Source organism: Microbacterium sp. NRRL B-14842 (assembly GCF_050470785.1).
Window position 1 is genome coordinate 1,072,817 of record NZ_JBFLUM010000001.1, and the last position, 23,179, is coordinate 1,095,995.

21 protein-coding genes are annotated in these 23,179 nt (G+C 70.5%); 8 read left to right on the top strand and 13 right to left on the bottom strand.

The window, feature by feature from the left end; genetic code table 11:
- Positions 1 to 17 precede the first annotated feature (17 nt).
- The 3 genes from AB1285_RS05410 to AB1285_RS05420 are packed head-to-tail and all read right to left on the bottom strand — an operon-like array spanning position 18 to position 3,528.
- Positions 18 to 515 (bottom strand): GyrI-like domain-containing protein, encoded by a 498-nt coding sequence (locus AB1285_RS05410; RefSeq protein ID WP_370428819.1) that lies wholly within the window; start codon positions 513 to 515, stop codon positions 18 to 20.
- Between the two features lie 19 nt (positions 516 to 534).
- Positions 535 to 2,586: a M3 family metallopeptidase gene (locus tag AB1285_RS05415; protein WP_370428818.1), complete on the bottom strand. Its 2,052-nt coding sequence runs from the start codon at positions 2,584 to 2,586 to the stop codon at positions 535 to 537.
- 9 nt (positions 2,587 to 2,595) lie between these two features.
- Entirely contained in the window at positions 2,596 to 3,528 is a 933-nt protein-coding gene (locus AB1285_RS05420) for a LysR family transcriptional regulator (protein ID WP_187661730.1), read from the bottom strand.
- A gap of 81 nt (positions 3,529 to 3,609) precedes the next feature.
- On the opposite strand from AB1285_RS05420, the gene tdh reads away from it, so the two are divergent.
- Genes tdh through AB1285_RS05440 form a run of 4 tightly spaced genes read left to right on the top strand, consistent with a single transcriptional unit; the run spans position 3,610 to position 6,716 of the window.
- Positions 3,610 to 4,653: an L-threonine 3-dehydrogenase gene (gene tdh, locus AB1285_RS05425; protein WP_187661729.1), complete on the top strand. Its 1,044-nt coding sequence runs from the start codon at positions 3,610 to 3,612 to the stop codon at positions 4,651 to 4,653.
- Complete coding sequence (locus AB1285_RS05430) at positions 4,653 to 5,831, top strand: glycine C-acetyltransferase (RefSeq protein WP_370428817.1); 1,179 nt, start codon at positions 4,653 to 4,655, stop codon at positions 5,829 to 5,831. Before tdh ends, AB1285_RS05430 begins: the two co-directional genes overlap by 1 nt.
- 55 nt (positions 5,832 to 5,886) lie before the next feature.
- On the top strand, positions 5,887 to 6,501 hold the full coding sequence (locus AB1285_RS05435) for an ArsR/SmtB family transcription factor (protein ID WP_370428816.1): 615 nt from the start codon (positions 5,887 to 5,889) through the stop codon (positions 6,499 to 6,501).
- The gene (locus tag AB1285_RS05440; protein WP_187661727.1) at positions 6,498 to 6,716 is read left to right on the top strand and encodes a hypothetical protein; all 219 of its coding nucleotides are present in this window, start codon (positions 6,498 to 6,500) and stop codon (positions 6,714 to 6,716) included. Before AB1285_RS05435 ends, AB1285_RS05440 begins: the two co-directional genes overlap by 4 nt.
- 85 nt (positions 6,717 to 6,801) lie before the next feature.
- Here the strand turns inward: AB1285_RS05440 and AB1285_RS05445 are convergent, their stop codons facing one another.
- Positions 6,802 to 7,011, bottom strand: coding sequence for a hypothetical protein (locus tag AB1285_RS05445; RefSeq protein WP_280564047.1), 210 nt, complete (start codon positions 7,009 to 7,011; stop codon positions 6,802 to 6,804).
- Positions 7,011 to 9,605, bottom strand: coding sequence for a valine--tRNA ligase (valS, locus tag AB1285_RS05450; protein WP_280564044.1), 2,595 nt, complete (start codon positions 9,603 to 9,605; stop codon positions 7,011 to 7,013). The genes AB1285_RS05445 and valS overlap by 1 nt, the downstream gene beginning before the upstream one ends.
- 157 nt (positions 9,606 to 9,762) lie before the next feature.
- Between valS and AB1285_RS05455 the strand changes: the two genes are divergently transcribed.
- Positions 9,763 to 10,812, top strand: a complete 1,050-nt coding sequence (locus AB1285_RS05455; protein WP_280564042.1) for a P1 family peptidase — start codon at positions 9,763 to 9,765, stop codon at positions 10,810 to 10,812.
- A 96-nt stretch (positions 10,813 to 10,908) separates the two neighbouring features.
- Here the strand turns inward: AB1285_RS05455 and AB1285_RS05460 are convergent, their stop codons facing one another.
- The 8 genes from AB1285_RS05460 to AB1285_RS05495 form a co-directional block, all read right to left on the bottom strand.
- Positions 10,909 to 11,721 (bottom strand): serine hydrolase, encoded by an 813-nt coding sequence (locus AB1285_RS05460; protein WP_280564040.1) that lies wholly within the window; start codon positions 11,719 to 11,721, stop codon positions 10,909 to 10,911.
- Positions 11,718 to 12,551 (bottom strand): serine hydrolase, encoded by an 834-nt coding sequence (locus tag AB1285_RS05465; RefSeq protein ID WP_370428815.1) that lies wholly within the window; start codon positions 12,549 to 12,551, stop codon positions 11,718 to 11,720. Before AB1285_RS05465 ends, AB1285_RS05460 begins: the two co-directional genes overlap by 4 nt.
- Positions 12,548 to 13,510, bottom strand: a complete 963-nt coding sequence (locus AB1285_RS05470) for a S66 peptidase family protein (protein WP_370428814.1) — start codon at positions 13,508 to 13,510, stop codon at positions 12,548 to 12,550. The genes AB1285_RS05465 and AB1285_RS05470 overlap by 4 nt, the downstream gene beginning before the upstream one ends.
- Positions 13,507 to 15,156, bottom strand: a complete 1,650-nt coding sequence (locus AB1285_RS05475; RefSeq protein WP_370428813.1) for an ATP-binding cassette domain-containing protein — start codon at positions 15,154 to 15,156, stop codon at positions 13,507 to 13,509. The genes AB1285_RS05470 and AB1285_RS05475 overlap by 4 nt, the downstream gene beginning before the upstream one ends.
- Position 15,157: 1 nt before the next feature.
- A complete protein-coding gene (locus AB1285_RS05480) occupies positions 15,158 to 16,072 on the bottom strand; it encodes an ABC transporter permease (RefSeq protein ID WP_082758500.1) in 915 nt (304 codons plus the stop codon).
- On the bottom strand, positions 16,069 to 17,112 hold the full coding sequence (locus AB1285_RS05485) for an ABC transporter permease (protein WP_101845193.1): 1,044 nt from the start codon (positions 17,110 to 17,112) through the stop codon (positions 16,069 to 16,071). Before AB1285_RS05485 ends, AB1285_RS05480 begins: the two co-directional genes overlap by 4 nt.
- 72 nt (positions 17,113 to 17,184) lie before the next feature.
- Positions 17,185 to 18,990: an ABC transporter substrate-binding protein gene (locus tag AB1285_RS05490; RefSeq protein ID WP_259954566.1), complete on the bottom strand. Its 1,806-nt coding sequence runs from the start codon at positions 18,988 to 18,990 to the stop codon at positions 17,185 to 17,187.
- Positions 18,991 to 19,304: 314 nt separating this feature from the next.
- Positions 19,305 to 20,453, bottom strand: coding sequence for a M20/M25/M40 family metallo-hydrolase (locus AB1285_RS05495; protein WP_370428812.1), 1,149 nt, complete (start codon positions 20,451 to 20,453; stop codon positions 19,305 to 19,307).
- A 93-nt stretch (positions 20,454 to 20,546) separates the two neighbouring features.
- On the opposite strand from AB1285_RS05495, the gene AB1285_RS05500 reads away from it, so the two are divergent.
- From AB1285_RS05500 to menC, 3 genes are read left to right on the top strand one after another with little or no spacing between them, the layout of a single operon-like run.
- Positions 20,547 to 21,323, top strand: a complete 777-nt coding sequence (locus AB1285_RS05500) for a hypothetical protein (protein WP_370428811.1) — start codon at positions 20,547 to 20,549, stop codon at positions 21,321 to 21,323.
- The gene (locus AB1285_RS05505) at positions 21,320 to 22,009 is read left to right on the top strand and encodes a MurR/RpiR family transcriptional regulator (protein ID WP_259954571.1); all 690 of its coding nucleotides are present in this window, start codon (positions 21,320 to 21,322) and stop codon (positions 22,007 to 22,009) included. Before AB1285_RS05500 ends, AB1285_RS05505 begins: the two co-directional genes overlap by 4 nt.
- Positions 22,006 to 23,154 carry an o-succinylbenzoate synthase gene (menC, locus tag AB1285_RS05510; protein ID WP_259954572.1) on the top strand — a complete coding sequence of 383 codons (1,149 nt, stop codon included), beginning with the start codon at positions 22,006 to 22,008 and terminating at the stop codon, positions 23,152 to 23,154. Before AB1285_RS05505 ends, menC begins: the two co-directional genes overlap by 4 nt.
- Positions 23,155 to 23,179: the final 25 nt, after the last annotated feature.

The window sequence follows — 23,179 nt, forward strand, 5'->3', positions numbered from 1 at the left end:
ATCGCAGGCGTGCCTGCTCACGCCACCGGCATGAGCAGATCCGTGCGGAGTTCGTCGGGAGCGACCTCCGGGTTCGAGACGTAGACCTCGATCCAGAGGCCGCGTGGGTGCAGCCCGGCCTCCGCCGCGCGTGCGACCAGCGCGGCCCATCCGGCGCCGAGACCGTCGTAGGAGCCGAAGACGGTGGTCGCGACGGCCTGCCCGGTCGGCAGGGCCGACGCCACGATGGCGGTTCCGTCGCCGGTGGCGATCGGGTCGGACGGTGCGGCCTGCACCGGGAAGCCGAGCTCCAGATCGAACACGCCCATCGGATCGCCGTGATAGATCGCGAGCGCCGGTCCGGTGGGGATCAGCCTGCCGGCGGCGAAGGCCGCGGCGATCGCCCCGTAGCCGGTGTCGAAAGCGTCGCGGAGGACGGCGAGGCGGATGCCCTCGTGCCGGATGACGGCGAGGGGAACGGCGTCCAGCTCCAGGCTGTCCGCCGGGCCGAAGGGAGCGTCGGGGAATGCGTCCATGCGCTCAGGGTCTCACGACTCAGGAGTCCAGTCCACGGCGCTTCAGGAGCGGTTCGATCTCCGCATCCCGTCCGCGGAAGTCTCGATACGCGGCCAGCGGGTCCTTCGAACCGCCGACCCCGAGCAACCGGTCGCGGAAACGGTCCCCATTGGCCCGGGTGAGCCCGCCGTTCTCCCGGAACCACTCGACGGTGTCGGCGTCGAGCACCTCGCTCCAGATGTACGAGTAATACCCCGCGCTGTAACCGCCGGAGAAGACGTGCGCGAAGTACGTGGAGGAATACCGGGTCGGCACGGCGGGGTCATCCAGCCCGATGTCGGCCAGCGCTGCGGCCTCGAACGCGGCGACATCCTCCACCGCGTCCTCGGTGGAGAGCCGGTGCCACGCCTGATCCAGCCACGCTGCGGCGAGGTACTCGCTGGTCGCGTGCCCCTGATCGAACGTCGCGGTCGCCCGCAGCCGCTGCACGATGGCGGGATCCAGCGGTTCGCCGGTCTCGTGGTGCCGGGCGTAGTGGTCCAGGACCTCCGGCCAGAGGATCCACATCTCGTTCACCTGACTGGGGAACTCGACGAAGTCGCGGAACACGTTGGTCCCGGCGAAGTGCGGGTAGGTGACCGTGGCGAACAGGCCGTGCAGGGCGTGCCCGAACTCGTGGAACAGCGTCGTCACCTCGTCGAGCGTCAGCAGCGTGGGCTCGCGGTCCCCGGGCTGCGGGACGTTGAGGTTGTTCACCACGACCGGGGCGCTGCCGCGCAGCCGGGACTGGCTGACGATCGCGTTCATCCATGCCCCGCCGCGCTTGGAGTCGCGGGTGTAGAGATCGAGCACGTAGAGGCCCAGGGGAGAATCGTCGGCGTTGCGCACCTCGAACACGCGGGCCTGCGGGTGATAGGCCGCGAGGTCGTGCCGCTCGTGGAACGTCACCCCGTACAGGCGGGTCGCCGCGAAGAACACGCCGTCCTGCAGCACGCGCTCCGCCTCGAACCAGGGACGCAGGGCGGCGGTGTCGATGTCGTAGCGGGCAGTGCGCACGCGCTCGGTGTAGAACGCCCAGTCGTGGGCCTCCACGGGGAAGGGCTCCGGCTCGGTCTCGTCGACGATCGCCTGGAGCGCGTCCCGTTCGGCGCGGGCGTTCCGGGCGGACGGCGCAGCCAGCCGGCGCAGCATCCGCTCGACGGCCTCGGGGGAGCCCGCCGTCTCGTCGGCGGTGATGTACGCGGCGTGCGACGGATATCCGAGGAGGCGCGCGCGCTCGGCGCGGAGGCGCACGATCTCGCGCAGCACCGGGCGGTTGTCGTTGCCGTTGTCGCGCGAGCCCCGCGCGCGCGACGCCGCCATGATCCGGCGACGGGATTCCCGCACCGCGAGCCGGGCGAGGGCCGGATGGCCGGTGAACAGCGGCAGGGTGAGGAGGTAGCGGCCGTCGAGCCCACGGTCGGCCGCGGCGCGCGCCGCGGACGAGAGCTCGCCCGCACTCAGGCCCTCCAGCTCGGCGGCGGAGTCGAAGACCACGGCGAGGTCGTTCGTATCGCTCAGCAGGTTCCGCTCGAACGTGTTCGTGAGCACGGACAGCTTCTGGTTCAGACCCGTGAGCTGCGCCTTAGCGTCGTCGTCGAGCCCGGCGCCGGCATGCGTCATCTCGCGGTGGTAGCGCTCCACGAGATACCGCTGCTCGGAATCGAGGCCGAGCGCCTCACGCTGGTCGTACACGTGGGCCACGCGGGCGTAGAGCGCCGCATCCAGCGTGATCGCGTCCTCATGGGCGGCCATGAGCGGAGCGAGCTCCTCATCGATCGCCTGGATCTCCGGCGTGGCGTCGGCGGAGCTCACGGTGTAGAAGGCGTGCGCCACCCGGTCGAGGAGCTCGCCCGACCGCTCCAGCGCCTCGAGCGTGTTCTCGAACGTCGGCATCGACCGCACGCGGGTGATGTTCGCGACCTCCGCGAGCTGCTCCGCGAAACCGGCTCGGAAGGCGGGGAGATAGTGCTCCGGGCGGATGGCCTGATAGTCCGGGAGCCCGAAGGGAAGGGTCGACGGCTGCAGCAGCGGCTTCGTGGCGTCGCTCATCCTCCGAGCCTAGCCACCGCCATCCCCGGAACGTTCCGTGCTCAGACGGGTCATCACCTCTCGCAGGGCGTCGACGACGACACGGACCGAGCGGCGGCGCAGGTTCTCCGGGCGCGCGAGGACGTCGATCATGCGGTGCGTGCTCACGCCGCGCAGGGGGATGCGTACGATGTCGCGATCGTCGACGCTGCGCGAGGTGAACCGGGGGAGCATTCCCAGGACGCCGCCGGCCGCGACAACCGCCGACACCGCGCCGTAGTCGTTGATGCGGTGGCGGACCTCGACCGGGCGGCGGGCGACGGCGGCGACGGCACGGAGCACGTCGTCGGGGGAGTACCCCACGCGGCTCGTCACCCAGTGCTCGTCGGCGACCTCGTCCGGCGAGAGGGTGCGGCGACCGGCGAGAGGATGTGCGGCGGCGACCGCGACGTCCAGGGGCTCGCGGACGAGACCGACAGCGCGGATGCCTGCGGTCGGCCACGGCGCGGAGTGCTCCATCCGATGCGCGAGGACGAGGTCGTACCGCGCGGTGAGCCCAGGGAACTCGCTCTGCGCGACATCTTCGTCCGTCAGGCGTACCGTCGGCGCGTGCTCCTTCCCGGAGAGCTCCCGCACGAGCGGGCCGAAGAGCGCCTGACCGACGCTGTGGAACCCGCTGATGCTCACCTCTCCGGTCGCCGCGCCCTCGAAGTCGTCCAGCGCGTGCCGCGCTGCGGCCATGGCATCGATGGCCTCGGCGCCGGCCGCCGCGAGGACCTCGCCGGCAGAGGTCAGCACGAGCGTGCGGCCCTGGCGACGGGTGAGCGGGGCGGGGAAGGAGCGCTGCAGCGCGGCGAGCTGCTGCGAGACGGCGGACGGGGTGACCCGGAGCGTGTCGGCGACAGCCGTCACGCTGCCCAGGGCTCCGAGTTCGCGGAGGATCTGGAGCTGATGGAGTTCCACGTCGATAGTTTAGACCTGGCTATAGAGACGATGCAGAAGCTGCCGATTGTTCTACAGCGACGTATGCGATGAGATCGGAGCATGAAGGCTCTGTTCAAGGAGGAACCCGGCGCCGGCCTCGCGCTCGTGGAGCGACCCGATCCCACGGCCGGCCCCGGCGAGGTCGTCATCCGCGTCCTCCGCACCGGCATCTGCGGGACCGATCTGCACATCCGGCGATGGGACGACTGGGCGGCCTCCGCGATCTCCGCGCCCCTCATCCCGGGACATGAGTTCTACGGCGAGGTCGTCGAGGTCGGATCGCTCGTCCATGACATCGCCGTCGGCGACCGGGTCTCCGGCGAAGGACACATCGTCTGCGGCACCTGCCGGAACTGTCGTGCCGGACGGCGGCAGATGTGCATCCGCACCATCGGGCTCGGTCTGCAGCGCGACGGTGCCTTCGCCGAGTACCTCTCGCTGCCGGCGACCAACGTGTGGGTCCACCACGCCGAGGTCGCTCCGGAGCTCGGCGCGATCTTCGACCCGCTCGGCAACGCCGTGCACACCGCCCTCCGCTTCCCTCTGGTCGGCGAAGACGTCCTCGTCACCGGCTGCGGCCCGATCGGCCTGATGGCGATCGCCGTCGCCCGGCATGCCGGTGCCCGCTTCATCGTGGGGACCGACGTGAGCGGCCCGCGCCTGGAGATGGCGCGAGGGATGGGAGCAGACGACGTCGTCGACGTCTCCCGCCAGGAGATCCGCGACGCGCAGCGGGCGCTCGGCATGCGCGAGGGTTTCGACATCGGCTTCGAGATGAGCGGTGCGGCATCGGCGCTCCCGGCGATGATCGACAACATGAACCACGGCGGACGGATCGCGATGCTCGGGCTGCCGTCGACGGGGTTCGACATCGACTGGGGCAAGCTCGTCACGCATATGCTCACCATCACCGGCATCTATGGTCGCGAGATGTTCGAGACCTGGAACGCCATGGGGGCGATGCTGCAGACGAGCGCGACACTGCGGGCGGCCATCGGCCGCGTGATCGCCGAGGTCGTGCCGGCGCGCGACTGGGAGCGCGGATTCGCGGCGGCGGAGTCCGCCGGCACGGGCAAGATCATCCTCGACTGGACGGAGCTGTGATGTACGCGACCTTCAAGGACCATGTGGCGCAGGAGCTGGCGGGGATCGAGGAGGCCGGGCTCACCAAGCACGAGCGCGGCATCCGCGGACCGCAGCGGGCGGAGATCACGGCCGACGGCGCCGAGGTGCTCAACTTCTGCGCGAACAACTACCTCGGGCTCGCCGACGACCCCCGCATCCTCGCTGCGGCCCGGACGGCCCTGGACGAGTGGGGGTACGGGCTCGCGAGCGTGCGCTTCATCTGCGGCACGCAGGAGCAGCACCTCGAACTCGAGCGTCGGCTGGCGGACTTCCTCGGCACCGACGACGCGATCCTCTACTCGTCCTGCTTCGACGCCAACGGCGGTGTCTTCGAGACGCTGTTCTCCGCGGAGGACGCGATCATCTCGGACGAGTTGAACCACGCGTCCATCATCGACGGCATCCGCCTCTCGAAGGCGCGCCGACTCCGGTACCGCAACCGCGACATGGCGGATCTGGAGGAGCAGTTGCGGGCGGCCGCCGATGCCCGGTTCCGCGTGATCGTGACCGACGGCGTCTTCTCGATGGACGGCTACATCGCCCCGCTCGCTGAGATCTGCGACCTCGCCGAGCGGTACGACGCCCTCGTCTTCGTGGACGACTCGCACGCGGTCGGCTTTGTCGGGGAGAACGGGCGAGGGACGCCGGAGCTGTGCGGCGTCGCAGATCGTGTCGACATCTACACCGGCACCTTCGGCAAGGCGTTGGGCGGCGCCTCCGGGGGGTACGTCGCCTCCCACGCGGAGATCGTCGCGCTGCTGCGTCAGCGTTCCCGTCCGTACCTGTTCTCGAACACCCTCGCTCCGGCCATCGTGGCCGGTACCCTGACCGCACTTGACCTCGTCGAGGGATCGGCGGACCTGCGGGCGCGGCTGCGGGACAACGCAGCCCTGTTCCGCACCCGGATGGCGGAGGAAGGCTTCGATCTGCTTCCCGGAGAGCACCCGATCGTGCCGGTCATGTTCGGTGATGCCGCGCTCACAGCCCGGATCGCCGCGGCGATGCAGGACCAGGGCGTCTACGTGACGGCGTTCAGCTTCCCGGTGGTGCCGCGGGGGAAGGCGCGCATCCGGGTGCAGCTCTCCGCCGCGCACTCCGCCGAGCAGGTCGAGCGCTGTGTAACGGCCTTCGTCGCGGCGCGGGATGCGGTGAGCTGACCGCGTTGCAAAGAAAAGCTTGCAAAGAGTTGTTTGCAAGCGTACCTTTGCATGCATGACGAACGAGACGCAGGTACGGACGCTGGATGCGGGAGCGCTCAAGGCGCTGGCGCATCCGCTGCGGGTCAAGATCTTCGATCTGCTCGCCTCTCGTGGTCCTCAGACGGCCAGCTCTCTCGCGGCCCTCGTCGGGGAGACCTCGGGATCCACCAGCTACCACCTCCGCGCCCTCGCCGCCCACGATCTCATCCGCGAAGTGGAAGGTCGTGGCACGGCGCGGGAGCGGTGGTGGGAGCGCCCGAAGGGCCGCATCGACGTGCCGGGACCGGACGAGCAGATGTCGCCGGCCAACCGTGCCGCGGCCCAGATCGTGACATCGGAGTTCTTCCGGCTCCGGCACGAGACGCTGATGCAGTACCTCAACCGCTCGGATGCCGACATCCCCGAGGGGTGGCGTGACGTGGGTCTGACCATCACCACGCACCTCGACATGACCGCGGAGCAGGCGATGTCGCTGCGGGCGGAACTGGAGGCCGTCGTGGAGAAGGCGATCGCGCAGTACCGCGGTCAGGAGGGCCCGGACGTGCGCCGTGTCTCCCTCCGTGCCGAGATCTTCGACCTCCCCACGCCTGGAGGCGCCGCCGCGGCCGAGACGACGGACGCATCATGACCGCCGCCACCCTGCACCTCGTCAGTCCCACGCGGACGGAGCGCGGCCTGCTGCACCTCGCCGACCGGGTCACCGCCATGATCGAGCACCGGATCGAGCGTCGCGCACAGCGGCGGGTCCTCGCCCTCGACCTCCTCCGCGAACAGCAGGCCCGCCGGCATGACCCGCACGCCGTGGACCATCTCCTCGCGCAGCTCGGAGCCCCGCGCCGCTGACGCCGAGACCCCGGATACGCGTCGAGACCCCCTCCTATCCGCGCGGGGAGGAGGGGGTCTCGACGATGAAGCGGGGTCTCGGCGATCAGAAGGGGCGGGCGATGACCTCGCCGGAGGAGGACTGGAGGACCTCCCAGCCGGCGTCGAGCTCCGCGATCGCGCGGCCCTCGAGCCAGGTGAGGGTCCAGTGACCGGTGAGGCCCTGGGACTCGACCTCGGCGATCGCGGGGCGCAACGCCTCGGGGACGGACGCGGGCGGCTGCGCCCCCGTGGCCCAGCGCGTGCCGAGCTGCATCAGGAAGCCTCGACCGGGGCGAGCTCGATCGCGGTGACCGCGAACTCCTCCGCCTCGGAGATCTCGAGCGCGGCGATGCGGCCGACAGCGCGGAGGTCGTCCGCCGCGGCGCGCAAGGCCTCGACCTTCGCGGCGGGTGCGGCGATGGCGGCACGGGAGACCGGGGTCTTCTGCGACGCCTTCGCCTCGGTCTTCGCGCGCCGGATGCCGATGAGCGCCTCGCTGGCGGCGGCCAGCACGGCCGGGTCGCCCTCGATGCCGAGCTTCTCGGGCCACGCTGCGGTGTGCACGGAGCCCTCCTCGAACCACGACCATGCCTCCTCCGTGGCGAAGGAGAGCACCGGTGCGAGCAGGCGGAGCAGCGTGGACAGCGCCAGACGCAGCGCGAGGGCGGCCGAGGCCTGGCCCACGTCGTTCTGGTTGTAGGCGCGCTCCTTCACGAGCTCCAGGTAGTCGTCGCAGAACGTCCAGAAGAACGCCTCGGTCAGCTCGAGCGCTCTGGCCGCGTCATACCGGTCGAAGGCCGCGGTCGCCTCCGCCACCACGCCATCGAGTGCCGTGAGCATCGAGGCGTCGAGCGCATGCGTCACCTGCGCGCCCTCGGGCACCGGGAACGACAGCACGAACTTGGCGGCGTTGAGCACCTTGATCGCCAGACGCCGACCGATCTTCACCTGAGTCGGGTTCTGCGGGTCGAACGCCGCGTCCATGCCGAGTCGGCTGGAAGCCGCCCAGTACCGCACCGCGTCCGAACCGTGGGCGTCGAGCACGTCGGCCGGGGTGACCACGTTGCCCTTCGACTTCGACATCTTCTTGCGGTCGGGGTCGACGATGAAGCCGGAGATGGCGGCGTTCTTCCACGGGGCGCGGCCGTCTTCGAGCGTGGAGCGCAGCATGGTCGAGAAGAGCCAGGTGCGGATGATGTCCTGTCCCTGCGGGCGCAGATCGAACGGAGCAGTGAGCTGCCACAGCTCCTCGTCGCGCTGCCAGCCGCCCGCGAGCTGCGGGGTCAGCGACGAGGTCGCCCACGTGTCGAGGATGTCGGCTTCGGCGTCGAACCCGCCCGGCACGCCGCGCTGGGCCTCGGTGTAGCCGGCCGGCACATCCGTGGTCGGGTCGATGGGCAGCGCGGCCGCGTCCGGGGTGAGCACGCGGTCGTAGTCGCGCTCGCCGTTCTCGTCCAGCGCGTACCAGAGCGGGATCGGCACACCGAAGAACCGCTGCCGGGACACGAGCCAGTCGCCGGTGAGGCCGCCGACCCAGTTCTCGTAGCGGACCCGCATGAAGTCGGGGTGCCACGCCAGCTCGGTGCCGTGCGCGAGGAGCTGCTCGCGCAGCTCGCCGTCGCGGGCGCCGTTGCGGATGTACCACTGCCGGGTCGAGACGATCTCGAGCGGGCGGTCGCCCTTCTCGAAGAACTTCACGGCGTGCTGGAAGGGCTTGCCGACGGCGGTCATGTCGCCGGTCTCCTGCAGCTTCTCGACGATCGCCTTGCGGGCGCTGAAGACGGTCTTGCCTGCCACGTTCTCCGCGTACCAGGCGCGGGCGTCGGCGTCGGCCACGATCGACGGGGCCTCGGGGAGGAAACGGCCGTCGAGACCGATCGTGGTCATGTTAGGCAGGGACTCGCCGGCAGCGGTGCGCAGCTCGCGCCACCAGATGATGTCGGTCACGTCGCCGAAGGTGCAGACCATGGCGGCGCCGGTGCCCTTGTCGGGCTGGGCGAGGTGGTGGCCGTGGATCTCGATCTCGGCGCCGAAGTAGGGCGTGCGGACCTTCGTGCCGATGAGGTGCTTGTGCGGTCCCTCGGGGTGGGTCACGATCGCGATGCACGCGGGGAGGAGCTCCGGGCGCGTGGTGTCGATCGCGATGGAACCGGAACCGTCCGCGAAGGGGAACTCGATCGTGTGGTACGCGGCCTGCTGGTCGCGATCCTCGAGTTCGGCCTGCGCGATCGCGGAGCGGAAGTCGATGTCCCACAGCGTCGGCGCCAGGGCCTGATAGGCCTCGCCGCGCTCGATGTTGCGGAGGAAGGCGAGCTGACTCTGCCGGATCGTGTCGTCGGAGATGGTGCGGTAGGTCTGCGTCCAGTCCACGCTCAGCCCGAGCTGACGGAACAGCGCCTCGAACTGCTTCTCGTCCTCGATCGTGAGGCGCTCGCACAGCTCGATGAAGTTGCGACGGCTGATCGGCTGCTGGTCGGCGGCGCGGCTCGACTTGTTGTCGCCGCCCTCGAACGGCGGGGTGAAGTCGGCGTCGTAGGGGAGCGACGGGTCGCAGCGCACACCGTAGTAGTTCTGCACACGGCGCTCGGTGGGCAGGCCGTTGTCGTCCCAGCCCATCGGGTAGAACACGGTCTTGCCGCGCATGCGCTCGTACCGCGCCTTGACGTCGGTGTGCGTGTAGGAGAACACGTGACCGATGTGGAGGCTGCCGGAGGCGGTGGGCGGCGGGGTGTCGATCGAGTAGACGCCCTCACGGCCGAGCTCGGCGGCGCACAGACGGTCGAACAGGTACGTACCCTGCTCCGCCCAGGCGGCGTCCCACTTCGCTTCGAGACCTTCGAGTGCGGGCTTGTCGGGAATGGCGGACATGGAGGTCTCCTCGAGCGATGTATGCGGCACTGTGTGAGCGTGCCTGAGTGTGGGTGGTGCCGCCCAGTCTACCGAGCGCAAGGGACGGGCGCTCGACCCGGGGGAGCGTCCGGCGCGGCACTGCGGCCGGCCCCTCCGACGCTGGGAGGATCGGAGCATGACACCGCCGTCGTCCTCGTCCTCCCGTCCCCGTCTCGCCGACCTCGGGGTCCCGTCCGGCGCCTTCGCGCGCGGCCCGGCGAACGCCATCACCGATGTCCGCGGCGTGCGGGTGGGGCACGCCACGCTGCACGGCGACGGTCTGCACACGGGAGTGACGGCCATCGTCCCCGACGCCCTCACCGCCGAGCGCCGCAGCCTTCCCGCGAACCTCTCGGTCGGCAACGGCTACGGCAAGCTCGTGGGTGCCACGCAGCTCCGCGAGCTCGGGGCTCTGGAGACGCCGGTCCTACTGACCTCGACCCTGTCCGTGTTCCGCGTCGCGGATGCGCTGCTCGGGCACCTGCTGGCGACGCCGGCGCATGCGCGGACGACCACGTTGAACCCGGTGGTGGGCGAGACGAATGACGGGTTCCTCTCCGACATCCGCCGGCGGGCCGTGGGCGAGGAGCAGGTGACGGCGGCACTGGCTGCGGCGGCAGCGGGTCCGGTCGCGGAGGGGTGCGTCGGTGCCGGTGCCGGAACCGTCGCCCTCGGGTACAAGGGCGGCATCGGCACGGCGTCCCGTCTGGTCGATGTCGCGGGGAGCGCGTCCACGGTCGGGGCTCTCGTGCAGACGAATTTCAGCGGCACGTTGCGGATCGCGGGGGTGCCGCTGCCCGCGGAGGAGCTGCTCGCCGAGGAGCCGGCACAGCCCGTCGGCAACTCGTGCATGATCGTCGTCGCGACGGATGCGCCCGTCGACGGCCGTCAGCTCGGCCGGGTGGCCCACCGCGCCGTGTTCGCGATGCGGGGCGTGGGCGCCGACTACGCACAGGGCAGCGGCGACTACGCGATCGCCTTTTCCGTGCACGACCCGGCGTCGGGCGGTCCTGCGGCGGATGACGACCTCTCGCCGCTCTTCGCCGCGACGATGGACGCTGTCGAGGAGGCGCTGATCAACTCGGTGCTCGCCGCGGAGACCACCGTGGGCCCCGAGGGGCGGACGGCGCACGCGGTGCCGATCGACCGGGTGCGGGAGCGTCTGGCTCGTGCCGGAGCCGTCTGACCCGCATTCACAACTCAGGAGAAACCGGGTCGGCGGTGCCGCGGGTGCGGCGCGTCGTACCGACTGACACCGGATGTCCTGAGTTGTGAACCGTGGTCAGTCGGCGAGCGCGGCCTGGATGCCCTCGCCGATGCGACGCATCGCGGCCAGCACCGGACCGCGTCCGTCGGCTCCTCTGTCCCAGTTGGCCAGCACGGCGTAGGCGATCCGGCGGCTGGGGGACATCGCGATCCCGGTGTCGGCGCGGACGCGGGAGATCGTGCCGGTCTTGTTCAGCAGCCAGACGCCGCGGTCGAAGCCCCAGTGCGCGAGCGGGTCGAGGTCGAACGCCGAGGCGACCATCGACAGGTCCATGCCCGCGCCCAGCCAGCGGCGCAGCGTGTCGGCCGAGGCGGGGGAGAGGTCGGTGCCGTCGGCGAGCCGCGACATGAAGCGCACGAGTTCCGCGGCGTTCGCGTGCGACAGCGTGCGGGGTGCGCCGGGCGGGATCGGCCACCGCACGATGTCGTCGAGGGCGGAGGCGGTGTAGCCGAGCGCGCGGGTGTGCTCCTGCACGGTCGGGATGCCGATGACGCGACCCAGCGTGTTGGTCGCGGCGTTGTCGCTCACCGCTCCGATGAGAGCGGCCACGTCGTACAGCGACAGCTCGGATGCCTGGAGCAGGTACCAGAGACCGGAGTCCTCGATGGCCTCGACCGGCCGCCGGGTGACCCGGTCCTCGAGGGTGCGCGTGCCCGCGTCGACCTCGGTGAGGAGCCGGTGCAGGAGGAAGATCTTGCCGACGCTCGCGGTGTCCTGCACCGTCTCCGGGTCATGGCGCAGCAGCACCTCGCCCGAGTCGACGTCCTGGACGAGCACCGACCACACCGTGCCGTTCTCGTCGGGGAGCTCCACGTCGATCGTGCTCATGCGTCCTCCTCGTCCCGTGCACGCCCGGTCACGTGCGCACGGATGAGCTCGCCGACGGCGCGCATGCCGTCGAGCACGGGCGCGCGGAGATCGGCCGCGGAGTCCTTCCAGTTCGCCGCCACTGCATACGCGACGGCGGCCCTCGGGCCCCGCAGCAGCCCGACGTCGACGCGGGCGAAGCCCACGCTGCCGGTCTTGTGGCGCAGCACCATGCCCTGATACTCGGCCTCGACGTGGGCGAGGGGGTCGAGGAGGAAGGCGTCGGCGGTCATCGACGTGTCGGTGTCGGCGGCGAGCCAGTCCAGCACCCGGGCGCTTACCGCGGGCGAGAACGCCTCGCCGGCACCGAGACGGCGCATCACGTCGGACAGCTCGGCCGCGGTGCCGAACGACGGCGTCCAGGGCAGGTCGGGGGTGCGCTCGTTGCGGATGTAATCGTGCAGCGCGGTGTCGCGGTACCCGAGGGCCGGGGCGACGGCCCGCACCTCCTCCAGGCCGCAGAGATGGATCAGCGCGTTCGTGGCGAGGTTGTCGCTCACCGCACCGACGAGGAGCGCCGCGTCGTGCACCGTGATGCGCTGATCGTGCATGCGGTACAGCAGTCCGGAGTCCTCGACGCGGTGCTCGTCCGGGATCTCGATCCGGTCGTCCTCGGCGAGCGTGCCCGCCTCCAGCCGTCGAGCGACCTCGAGGAGCAGGAAGATCTTGCCGATGCTCGCGGTCTCGCACTGCGTGTGCGGCTCGTGCTCGGCCAGGGTCTCCGCGGTGCCGGCGTCGACGAGCCGGATCGACCAGGTGACACGGGGGTCGATGGGAGGAAGCGCGATCATGGCCGTCCCACCGTGAGGCGGGGCTCGTCGCCGGTCGCGTCCAGCACCCCGTCCACACCGAGCGGGATGGTGAGGGCGTGCGGGTCGTGGCCGAAGCCCTGCTCCCACAGCACGGGGACGCCGGCGTCCTGGAACTCGTCCCGCATGAGCGCGTGGACGAGGTCGAGGTCGCCGCACTCATGCCAGGAGCCGAGCACGACGCCCGTCGCCTGGGCGAGACGGCCCGCGCGCCGGAGCTGCGTGACGAAGCTGTCGAGGCGGTACGGCTCCTCGGTGATGTCCTCCAGGAAAAGGATGCCGGGGGCGGGGACGTCCGCCTCCGGGGCGCCGAGTCCGGCGGCGAGCAGACTGAGGTTGCCGCCCGTGAAGCGTCCCTCGGCGCGCCCCGGCGTCATGATCTCGGTCTTCGGGCCGATGAGCTCGCGTCCGCGCCATGGTTCGAAGAGCCAGCGCTGCACGTCGTCGCGCACCTGCTCGGAATCGCGGAAGACGTTGTTGCCCGCCATCGGGCAGAAGAGCGTCGCGACGTCGAGATGCGCGCGCCACGTCTCGTGCAGGGCGGTCACATCGGACGAGCCCGTGAGGAGCTTCGGTCGTCCGTCCTTGCGCAGCGCGCCTCGGCGCATGTCGGCCCAGTCGATGCCGTCGAGGAGGCGCAGGGCCCCGTAGCCGCCTCGGGCCGTGACGACGGCGTCCACCTCGGGATCGAGCCAGGCGTCGACGAGGTCGGCGCGGCGGAGCTCGTCCGGCCCCGCAAGGTACGACGCGCGCGGGTGCGGCGTGAGGACATGCTCTCCCACCCGGACCTTCAGGCCCCAGGACTCGTAGTAGCCGACGGCGCGCTGGGTGTTCTCCTCGTTACCGGGACCGGAGGGCGAGACGATCGCCACGGTGTCGCCGGGCTGCAGGGGCGCTGTGTCGAGATAGGGCGACACCGCCGCCTCCGTCGTGACGCTCATGCCGTCTTCTCCTCGATGCGCGGCGCCGCGGACAGCAGGTGCCTGGTGTACTCGTGCTGCGGGTTCAGCAGCACCTCTTCGGTGGGGCCGTGCTCGACGATCTGCCCGTGGTACATCACCGCGACGGTGTGGGCGATGTTCCAGGCGAGACCGAGGTCGTGCGTGATGACGAGGGCGGAGAGCCCGAGGCGGCGGCGCAGCTCCAGCAGGAGTCCGAGGATCTCCCCGCGCACGGACGCGTCGAGCGAGGCGACGGGCTCGTCCGCGATGAGCATCTGCGGCTGCACGGCGAGGGCCCCCGCGATGACGACGCGCTGCCTCTGCCCGCCGCTGAGCTCCTGCGGGATGGCGCCGAAGTAGCGCTCCGGCGGGGTGAGTTCCGCGTCGGCGAGGCTCTGCGCCACCCGCTCGCGCTCGTCGCCGGCGAAGCGCTGCACACGCAGCCCCTCGGCGACGGACTCGTACACGCTGTGCTTCGGGTTCAGCGCGGCCCACGGGTCCTGCAGCACGAGCTGCACCTGCGAGCGGAACCGCGCGAGGTCGCGTCCTTTCGACGGAAGGGGTGCGCCGTCGAAGCGGATCTGCGACCCGGGGTCGGCAGGCTGCAAGCCCATCAGCGCGCGGGCGAGGGTCGACTTGCCCGAGCCGGACTGGCCGACGAGCGCCACGATCTCGCCTGTGCGCACGGAGAGGTCGACGTCGCGGACCGCATGCACGGGGCGCCCGCCGGAGCGGTAGGTGACGTTGACGCCGCGGGCCTCGAGCAGCACCTCGTCGCCGTGCGTGATCTCCGGCACCTCGTCCGCGCCACGACCGTGCCGGGTCACCGGGGCCATCCGCGAGGCCGGGTCGCCGATCGTGGGGAAGGCGTCGGCGAGCTGACGCGTGTACGCCTCCTGCGGGGTGGTGCAGACGGCGTAGCTCTCGCCGACCTCGACCAGCTCCCCGTCGCGCATGATGGCGATCCGGTCGCACGCCGTGGCGAGCACCGACAGGTCGTGGCTGATCATGAGCATCGAGATGCCGCGCTCGGCCACGAGCCGGGAGATCATGTCGAGGATCTGCTTCTGCACGATCACGTCGAGCGCGGTGGTCGGCTCGTCCGCGATGATGACCTCGGGATCGCAGGCGAGGGCCATAGCGATCATCACGCGCTGCTTCTGGCCGCCGGAGAGCTCATGCGGGTACGACTCGCTCTTCTGCTGCGGCAGGTCGACGATGTCGAGCAGTTCGCGCACGCGTTCTCTGCGTGCCTTCTCGCCCTTCCAACGCTCCGAGGCGTGCAGCTCGAGCGCCTCCAGGAGCTGCCAGCCGACGGTGCGCACCGGGTTGAGCGAGTGCATCGCGCCCTGGAACACGATGGACGTCTGCGCCCAGCGCACGGCGCGCAGCTGCCCGAAGGACAACGAGGCGACATCCTCGTCGCCCAGCAGCACACGGCCGCTGAGACGGGCGTTGCGCGGCAGGAGCCGGAGCACGCTCATGGCGAGCGTGGACTTCCCGGAACCGGACTCGCCGGCGATGCCGAGGGTCTGCCCTGCCGGGAGGGTGAGCGAGACGTTGCGCACGGCCGCCACCTCGTCCCGACCGGACCGCCCGGAGGTGCGGTACGTGATGGAGACGTCGTCGAAGATCAGGTCGGGCATCTCAGCGGCTCCTCAGCGTCGGGTTGGTGATGTTCTCGACGGCACGGCCCATCAGGGTGAACGACAGCACGACGAGGACGATGGCGATGCCGGGCACGAGCACGTACCACCAGTAGCCGCTGGTCGCCGCGGAGACGTCCATCGCGTTCTTCAGGATCGAGCCCCAGGACTGCAGCGTGGTGTCGCCGAGGCCGAGGAACGCCAGGGTGGATTCGGAGATGATCGCCGAGCCGACCGTGAGCGTCGTGTTGGCGAGCACGAGCGGCAGCACCCCGGGGAGGAGGTGCTTCATGATGATGTGCCAGTGCCCGGCGCCGAGGGCCCGCGAGCGTTCGATGTAGTCGCGCGACTCCACGGACAGGGTCTGCGCGCGGACGACGCGGGCGGTACCGGCCCACGAGGTCAGGCCGATCGCGATGATGATGGTCCAGACGCCGCGGCTCAGCACCGACGACAGCACGATCGCGAGGATCAGCGACGGCAGCACGAGGAAGAAGTCGATGATGCGCATCATCAGCCCGCCGAAGAAGCCGGTGAAGTGGCCCGCCGAGAGGCCGACGAGGGTGCCGATGATCATCGACATTGCCGTGGCGGCGAGGCCGACGAGCAGGGACACCCTGGCGCCCCACACCATGCGGACCCAGATCTCGCGACCCTGATGGTCGGTGCCGAGGGGATGCTCCCAGGACGGCGGCGCGAAGCGCTGCACGTCGACGAGTTTCGTGACGTCGAGCATGCTGGCGGGGGCGATCACGGGGGCGAAGATCGCGATGAGCGCGACGATCACGAGGAAGACGAGGCCCACCATGCCCGCCCGGTGCTGGGCGAACTGCCGGCAGAAGTCGACGAACGCGGTGCCGCGGCGGTGCCACGCCAGAGCACGGGGTGAACGGATGGTCGGGGATGCCGTGGTCATGCGCGCCTCACCCTCGGGTCGAGCTGACGGTAGATGAGGTCCGCGATGAGGTTCATCGCGATGATGATCGTGGAGAACACCACGAAGGTACCCTGCAGGAGCGGGAGGTCGGGTCCGGAGATGGCCTCGAAGGTCAGCTTCCCGAGCCCGGGCCAGGAGAACACCGTCTCCACCGTGACCGCCCCGGCGATGAGGCCGCCGATGTGCATGAAGACGAGCGTCACGGTCGGCAACAGGGCGTTGGGGACGGCGTGCCGACGGCGGACGAGGTCTTCCCTGAGGCCCTTGGCCCGCGCGGTCGTGAGGTAGTCGGCGCCCATCTCCTCGAGGAGCGAGCTGCGCATCACCATCAGGTACTGCGCGTAGACGACCGCGACCATCGTGATGACCGGGAGCACCATGTGCGAGATCACGTCCAGGACCGCGCCGACCGGATCGGTGGGCGGGTTGGGGGAGACCATGCCTCCGGTCGGGAACCAGTGCAGCGTGCCGCCGAAGATCATCAGGAGCAGCAGCGCCAGCCAGAAGGTCGGTACCGACCAGAACACGAGCGAGGTGCCGGAGACGATGCGGTCGAAGGTGGAGCCGTGCTTCCAGGCCGCCTTCTGCCCGAGCCAGAGACCGAGCGCGATCGCGATGATCGCCGCCGTGCCGGTGAGGAGGATCGTGTTCCAGAAGTACTGGCCGATGAGCTCGGACACGGAGGTGCGGTAGACGTAGCTCGTGCCGAAGTTCAGGGTGAACACGTTGCCGAGGTAGTCGACGAACTGCTGCCACAGGGGCTTGTTCAGGCCGAGCTGCTCGCGTAGCTGGTCGGCCTGCTCGGCGCTCATGCCGCGCTCACGGGCGATCGAGGCGACCGGATCGCCTGGCAGGATCTTGAAGGCGAAGAATCCGAGGAGGATCACCATCGCCAGGCTGATGGCCGCGCCGCCGAGCTTGACCAGGAAGTAGCGGAGGGCGCCGACGCCCTTCGGCTGCTCCTCGGCCGCGGCGCTCGTCGCGATGGCGGAGGTGGACGGGGGAACCGCGTTGGACATGGGGGTCTCCTTACAGCGGACCGGGAGACGCCGCGGGGGCGGAAGCCCGCCACCCGCGGCGTCTCGCCGGACTCATTCGACGTCGGCGATGTTGCGGCGACGGATCAGGAAGAAGATGAGTCCTCCGATCAGGACCACCCCCACCACGACGCCTCCGATGATGAGTCCGGTGTTCGTGCCGGTGCCGCCGGCGGTCGCCCCCTCGACGGGCTCGACGGTCAGGTAGCCCCAGTAGCCGGCCTGGTTGGCGATGATGCCGCCGTCCTTCGGCTGCAGGGTGAAGCCTGTGAAGCGGTCGGAGCGGTAGGCCTCCAGCGAGTTGGCGTACCAGGTCGCGACCTGCGCGGTGTCGGTGTAGTTCAGCGCGAGCATGTCGTGCACGATCTCCTGGCGCTTCTCCGGGTCGATCTCGGACCGCTGCGCGGCGTACATCTCGTCGAACTCCGGGTTGCAGTACCCGTCCTGCGTGGTGCCGCCGGTGCCGTCGGTCGCGGTCGGCAGGTTCATGCAGGTGTTGATGCCCAGCTGGTAGTCGGGGTCGGGATTGACCGACCAGCCGCTGAAGTACAGGTCGTAGTCGCCGGACGTGGCCTTCGCGCTGATCGTGTCGGAGTCGGTGGACTCGACCGTGATCTCGATCCCGATGTCCTTCATCCACGGGACGAAGAAGTCGGAGATGGACTGCTCGTTGGCATCGTCCGCATCCGTCAGCAGGCGCAGGCTCAGGCGCTGGCCGTCCTTCTCGCGGATGCCGTCCGCGCCGGGAACCCAGCCGGCCTCGTCGAGCTTCGCCTGTGCGGCCTCGGGGTCGAAGCCGACGATCACGTCGTCGTCGTCGGAGAGGTGCCACTTCGGGAAGGACGCCGGGATGAAGCTCGTGGCGAGCGTGCCCTCGCCGTCCAGCACCTTGTCGAGCAGGGTGGCCGTGTCGGTGCCGAGGCGGATGGCCTGGCGGACCTCGAGCTCCTTCAGCGCGGCGTTGCCGGTGCCGTAGGGCACGTTGTCGCGCGTCTGCTGACCGACGTTGATGCTGATCGAGTGGTAGCGGCGGCCCTCGCCGGAGTGCGTGGTGACGCCGTCGACGCCGTCGAGTGCCGAGAACTGGGTCGGGGTGAGGCCGGTGACGAGGTCGACGTCGCCCGCCTTGAGCGCCTGCACCTGGGCGTCGGAGTTCGTGTAGTACACGTACTGGATCGCGTCGATCTTGGGGGCGCCGCGCCAGAAGTTCTCATTCGCCTTCAGCACGATGGACTGGTTGGCCGAGTAGCTGTCGAGGACGAACGGACCGGAGCCGACGACGTCGGCGTCGTTGGTGAAGGTGGTGGGGTCGTCGACCGCCTCCCAGATGTGCTTCGGGACGATCGGGATCTCCGAGCCGGGGTTCGGGGCCTGCGGCGTCTTCAGGGTGATCACGACGGTCTTGTCGTCGGGGGTCTCGACGGTGTCGAAGTTCGAGACGAGGTTGCCGTTGGCGGTGCCGAGGGCGGGGACCGTCATCATCTGGTCGTACGTGTACTTCACGTCGGCGGAGGTGATGGGCTCACCGTCCGACCAGACGAGGTCGTCCTGGAGGGTGAAGGTCCAGGTCTGGCCGCCGTCCGTCGCCTCCCAGGAGTCCGCGAGGCCCTTCGTGGGGGAGCCGTCCTCGGCGTCGTTCTGCACGAGCGACTCGTAGACGTACCGGATGATGTTCGTCGGCGTCAGGTAGATCGAGATGAACGGGTTGAACGTGTCCACGAATCCGGAGGTAGCGATCCGGAGCGTCGTCTCGGACGCCGGGGACTCGGTGGCGGCGCTGACGGACTGCGCCTGGGCGGCGCCGGCCGGAGCGGCGATGAGGAGCGCGGAGGCGATCGCGGCGGCGGTCAGACTTCGCACGGTTCTGGAGCGGGGGGCAAGACGCATGGAAGGTCCCTTCGGGCGCCGCCCGGATCCACAGTGAAGCCGGGTCGGTGCTGACCATGCAAGCGGAAGACGGCCGCGCGGTCAAGACATTCGATGCGTATCGCGGAAGAAAAGTGCCGACACCCGGAAAGATCGCCGGCCGTCGAGGGGGTGTAACACGGCGGAAACACGCGGATGCCAGGATGCGCCGGGAGAGATCGCCGAGGCGGACGGTGGTCACACGTCCCAGACATCCGGAACGTATCCCGGGTCGGTTTCGCTCGGGCGCGGGAACCGGAATCGTATCGTCACTCCGTCGGGATGGTGAGCACGGCGCGCAGGAGCGCGATGCGTTCGTGCAGGGAGGAACGCAGGAAGTGCTCGTCCACCGCGTGCGCGCCGCCACCCCGCGGGCCGAAGCCGTCGACCGTCGGGAGCCCGCGGCCGCCGAGGAGGTTGGTGTCGCCCGCGCCGGCCGCGGGGCGGCCGTCGACGTGCTGGCCGAGCGCGGCCCCTTTCTCGGCGATCCGCGCGAGGAAGGTGGCGTCCGCCGCGGAGGCACGCCAGGCGGATCGGGCGCTGAGCACGGCGACCTCGACGTGGGCGCCAGGGCGCACGGGGGTCAGACCGCGGAGAGCGGCGAGGACGCGCTCCTCGGAGTCCGGGTCGAGGAAGCGGAGTCCTATCTCGGCCGCGGCCTGCGCCGGCACCACGTTGGTGCGCGCCCCGCCGTCGATGACCCCGACGTTGCAGAGCACCGGGCTCGGCAGATCCGGGTCGGCGACGATCGCGCGGACCCGCAGGAGCTGGTCGACGAGTTCGTCGATCGCCGAGACGCCGTGCTCCGGGTCGAGCGCGGCGTGGGCCGCGCGTCCGGTGACGGCGATGCGCACCCGGGCACTGCCGCGGCGGCCGACCTTGAGGGCGCCGTCGGGATGCGGGGACTCGAACCCGATGGCGCAGGCCGCACCTCGAGCCCGCTCCGCGAGCAGGGGGCCCGAGACCGGCGAGCCGATCTCCTCGTCCGCGACCAGCACGATCCGCACCGCGCGCCGCTGTGCGAGCGGCAGGGGCTGCAGGCGGCGCAGCGTCTCCAGCATCACGACGATGCCGGCTTTCATGTCGTAGGAGCCGGGGCCGCGCACGACATCGCCCTCCTCGCTCCATGGCAGGTCGTCCGCCAGCGTGCCGACCGGCCACACGGTGTCGGTGTGGCCGATGAGGAGCACCGGGTCTCCGGTGCCGGGGACGTCGATGACGAGGTCTGTCCCGAGCTCGTGCGGAACCCGCTGGACGGTGCCGCCGACGCCGGCGAACCACGCGGACAGCAGGTCGGCGATACGGCCGCTCGCCTCGACGTCGCGGCTCGGCGTCTCGAGCAGCACGAGTTCGCGCACGAGTGCGATGATGTCGTCGGAAGGATGGTCCGCGTCGCGCACTGCCGAAGGAGTCGTCACGGTTACGAACCGTATCTTGCCCCTTGATCACCCCGCAACCCGCCGATAGCATCGCTCAGAGCAGCAGGACTTCTCGATCTTAGGAAACGTATCGTGCCTCTTTCTTCGGTGGCCGCCGGTGTCGCCCACGGCTGCCGCGAACTCACCCAGTACGCCGAGTTCCGTGAGGCCGCCGCGCTGTACGCCCGCGTCTTCGCCTACACGGAGAACGAGTACGCGCTCAACGCCAACCTGCTCACCGCCCTCGCCCGCAACGGTGGTTCCGCGGTCGGCGCCTTCGCCGACGACGGAACGCTGATCGGATTCGCCTACGGCTTCGCCGGCTGCGACACCGCCGGTGCGTCGTTCCACTATTCACAGGCGGCGGCCGTCGACGCCGCGCACCAGGGGCGGGGCGTCGGCCAGGCACTCAAGTTCGCGCAGCGCGCGGTGGCTCTGCGCTGGGGGCAGCGGACGATGCGGTGGACGTTCGATCCGCTGCTCTCGCGCAACGCCCATTTCAACCTGAGCTCGCTCGGCGCCGTCGGCATCGCGTACGAACGGGACTACTACGCCCGTCCCGACACCGACCGCCTGGTGGTCTCCTGGGATCTGGACGCCGCCGATCACCCGATCCGCCGCACCCTCCCGGTCCCGCCTGAGCTCGGGCCGGACGACTGGGGGCGGGCCGTGGCGGCGGACGGCGGCACCTGGATCGCGATCCCGACCCGCCCCGGCGAGCTCGACGCCGAGGATCGTGCGGTGCTGCGGCGGGATCTGGAGCGGACGATGACTGCGGCGTTCCGCCGCGGGGACGTCCTCGTCGGGGCCGTGCGCCTCGACGACGACACGGCGGTCTACCGCGCGACACCCGGGGAGGGCACGGCATGAACGACCACGACCACGACCAGGAGGATCGCGACCTCGTCTCTCCGCGGGACCGCTACGGCGAGCGCATCCGTACCAACCTCTCCGCCGAGAGCATCCAGGCGCGGATCATCGAGACCGAGCAGCGCACGCTCGCCCAGACCTTCGAGGAGCTCAGCCGATCGGCCCAGGTCCCGCAGGCCGCCGCGCTGCTGCTCGGTGCCCGACGACGGTATGTGGCAGGCGAGGGCAAGGCGGCGGCGTACGCGCAACTGCTCAATGCGGATCTCTCGGCGACGCTGTCGAACGTGTTCCTCGTCGACGGGCACGCGCTGCAGCCGCTCACCGTGCTCACGGACGTGCGGGCCAGCGACGTGCTCATCGCGTTCTCCCTGCGGCGCTACCGCGAGGAGACCGTGCGGCTCGGGCGGCTCTTCCATGAAGCCGGGGGTCAGCTCGTCGTCATCACGGACAGTGAGGACGCCCCGCTCGCATCGATCGCGACCTCGCTCATCCGGGTGCGCACCGGATCCGCCTCGTATGCCGACTCCCCGACCCCGGTCGCGGCGGTGTGCCACCTGCTGAGTGCGCTCACCACGGCGAGCGCGAAGGGCGCGCGGAGGCGGCTGGCCGAACGGGACCGGCTGGTGGCACGGCTGGGTCTCTACGGCCCCGAGACTCCGCGCCCCCGCACCGAGGAGGACGCGTGAGGGTCGTCCGCGTCCGGCTGTTCGCCCTTCGACAGCCGCTGCGTCACAGCTTCGAGACGAGTTCGCACCGCAAGTCCGGCATCGAGCACGTGCTCGTCGAGGTCACCGATGCCGACGGGCAGACCGGCTGGGGGGAGATCGCGTCGCCGAGCGATCCGTTCTACGGCGCGGAGACCACGGTCACCGCGTGGGAGATCGCGACGCGCTACCTCGTGCCGGCGCTGCTCCGTGCGGACGGGGACGAGCCGGCGGCTCTGGAGGCGTCGTGGGCACGCGTCCGCGGGCATGAGTTCGCGAAGGCCGGGTTCTCCGGAGCGGTGTGGGACCTGTCCTCCCGGATGCGCGGGATCGCGCTCGCCGCGGCCCTGGGCGGGACGCGCGACGAGGTCGTCGCCGGGGTGTCGCTGGGGATCGAGCCGTCGCTCGACGAGCTGCTCGCCCAGGTCGAGCTGCAGCGCGCGGCCGGCTACCCGCGCGTCAAGCTCAAGATCGCTCCGGGGTGGGACGTGGAGCCCGTGCGCGCGGTGCGCGGTGCCTTCCCCGACCTCGACCTCCACGTGGATGCGAACGGCGCCTACGCGGATGACGACCGGGCGGCCGAGGTGTTCAGGCGCCTGGACCGTGAGGCGCTCACCATGATCGAGCAGCCCTTCGCGCCGCGGGATCTCGTGGCCCACGCCGATCTGCAGGCGCGGCTCGACACGGACGTGTGCCTGGATGAGTCGGTCGTCGACCTCGGCGACCTGCGGACCATGATCCGGCTGGGTGCAGGGCGGGTCCTCAACATCAAGGTGTCGCGGATGGGCGGGCTGACCGTCGCCCGCGCCGCGCACGACATGGCACGCGATGCGGGCATCCCGGTGTGGTGCGGGGGAATGCACGAGTTCGGCGTCGGGCGGGCCGCGAACGTCGCGCTGTCCTCGCTTCCGGGCTTCCTGCTCCCGTCGGACGTGTCGGGTTCGGACAAGTACTACGAGTCCGACATCATCACCCCTCCGGTGACGGCCGTCGCGGGCCGGGTCACGGTCCCCACCGGACCGGGGATCGGACACGAGGTGCTCGCCGAGCGCATCGCCCGTGACGCGTCCCGGGTCTTCGACTCATCTGCGGCCGAGGCCCCCGAGGCCGTCCTGACCGCGGGCTGACCGGCCCCCGAACCTGCGAGAGCGG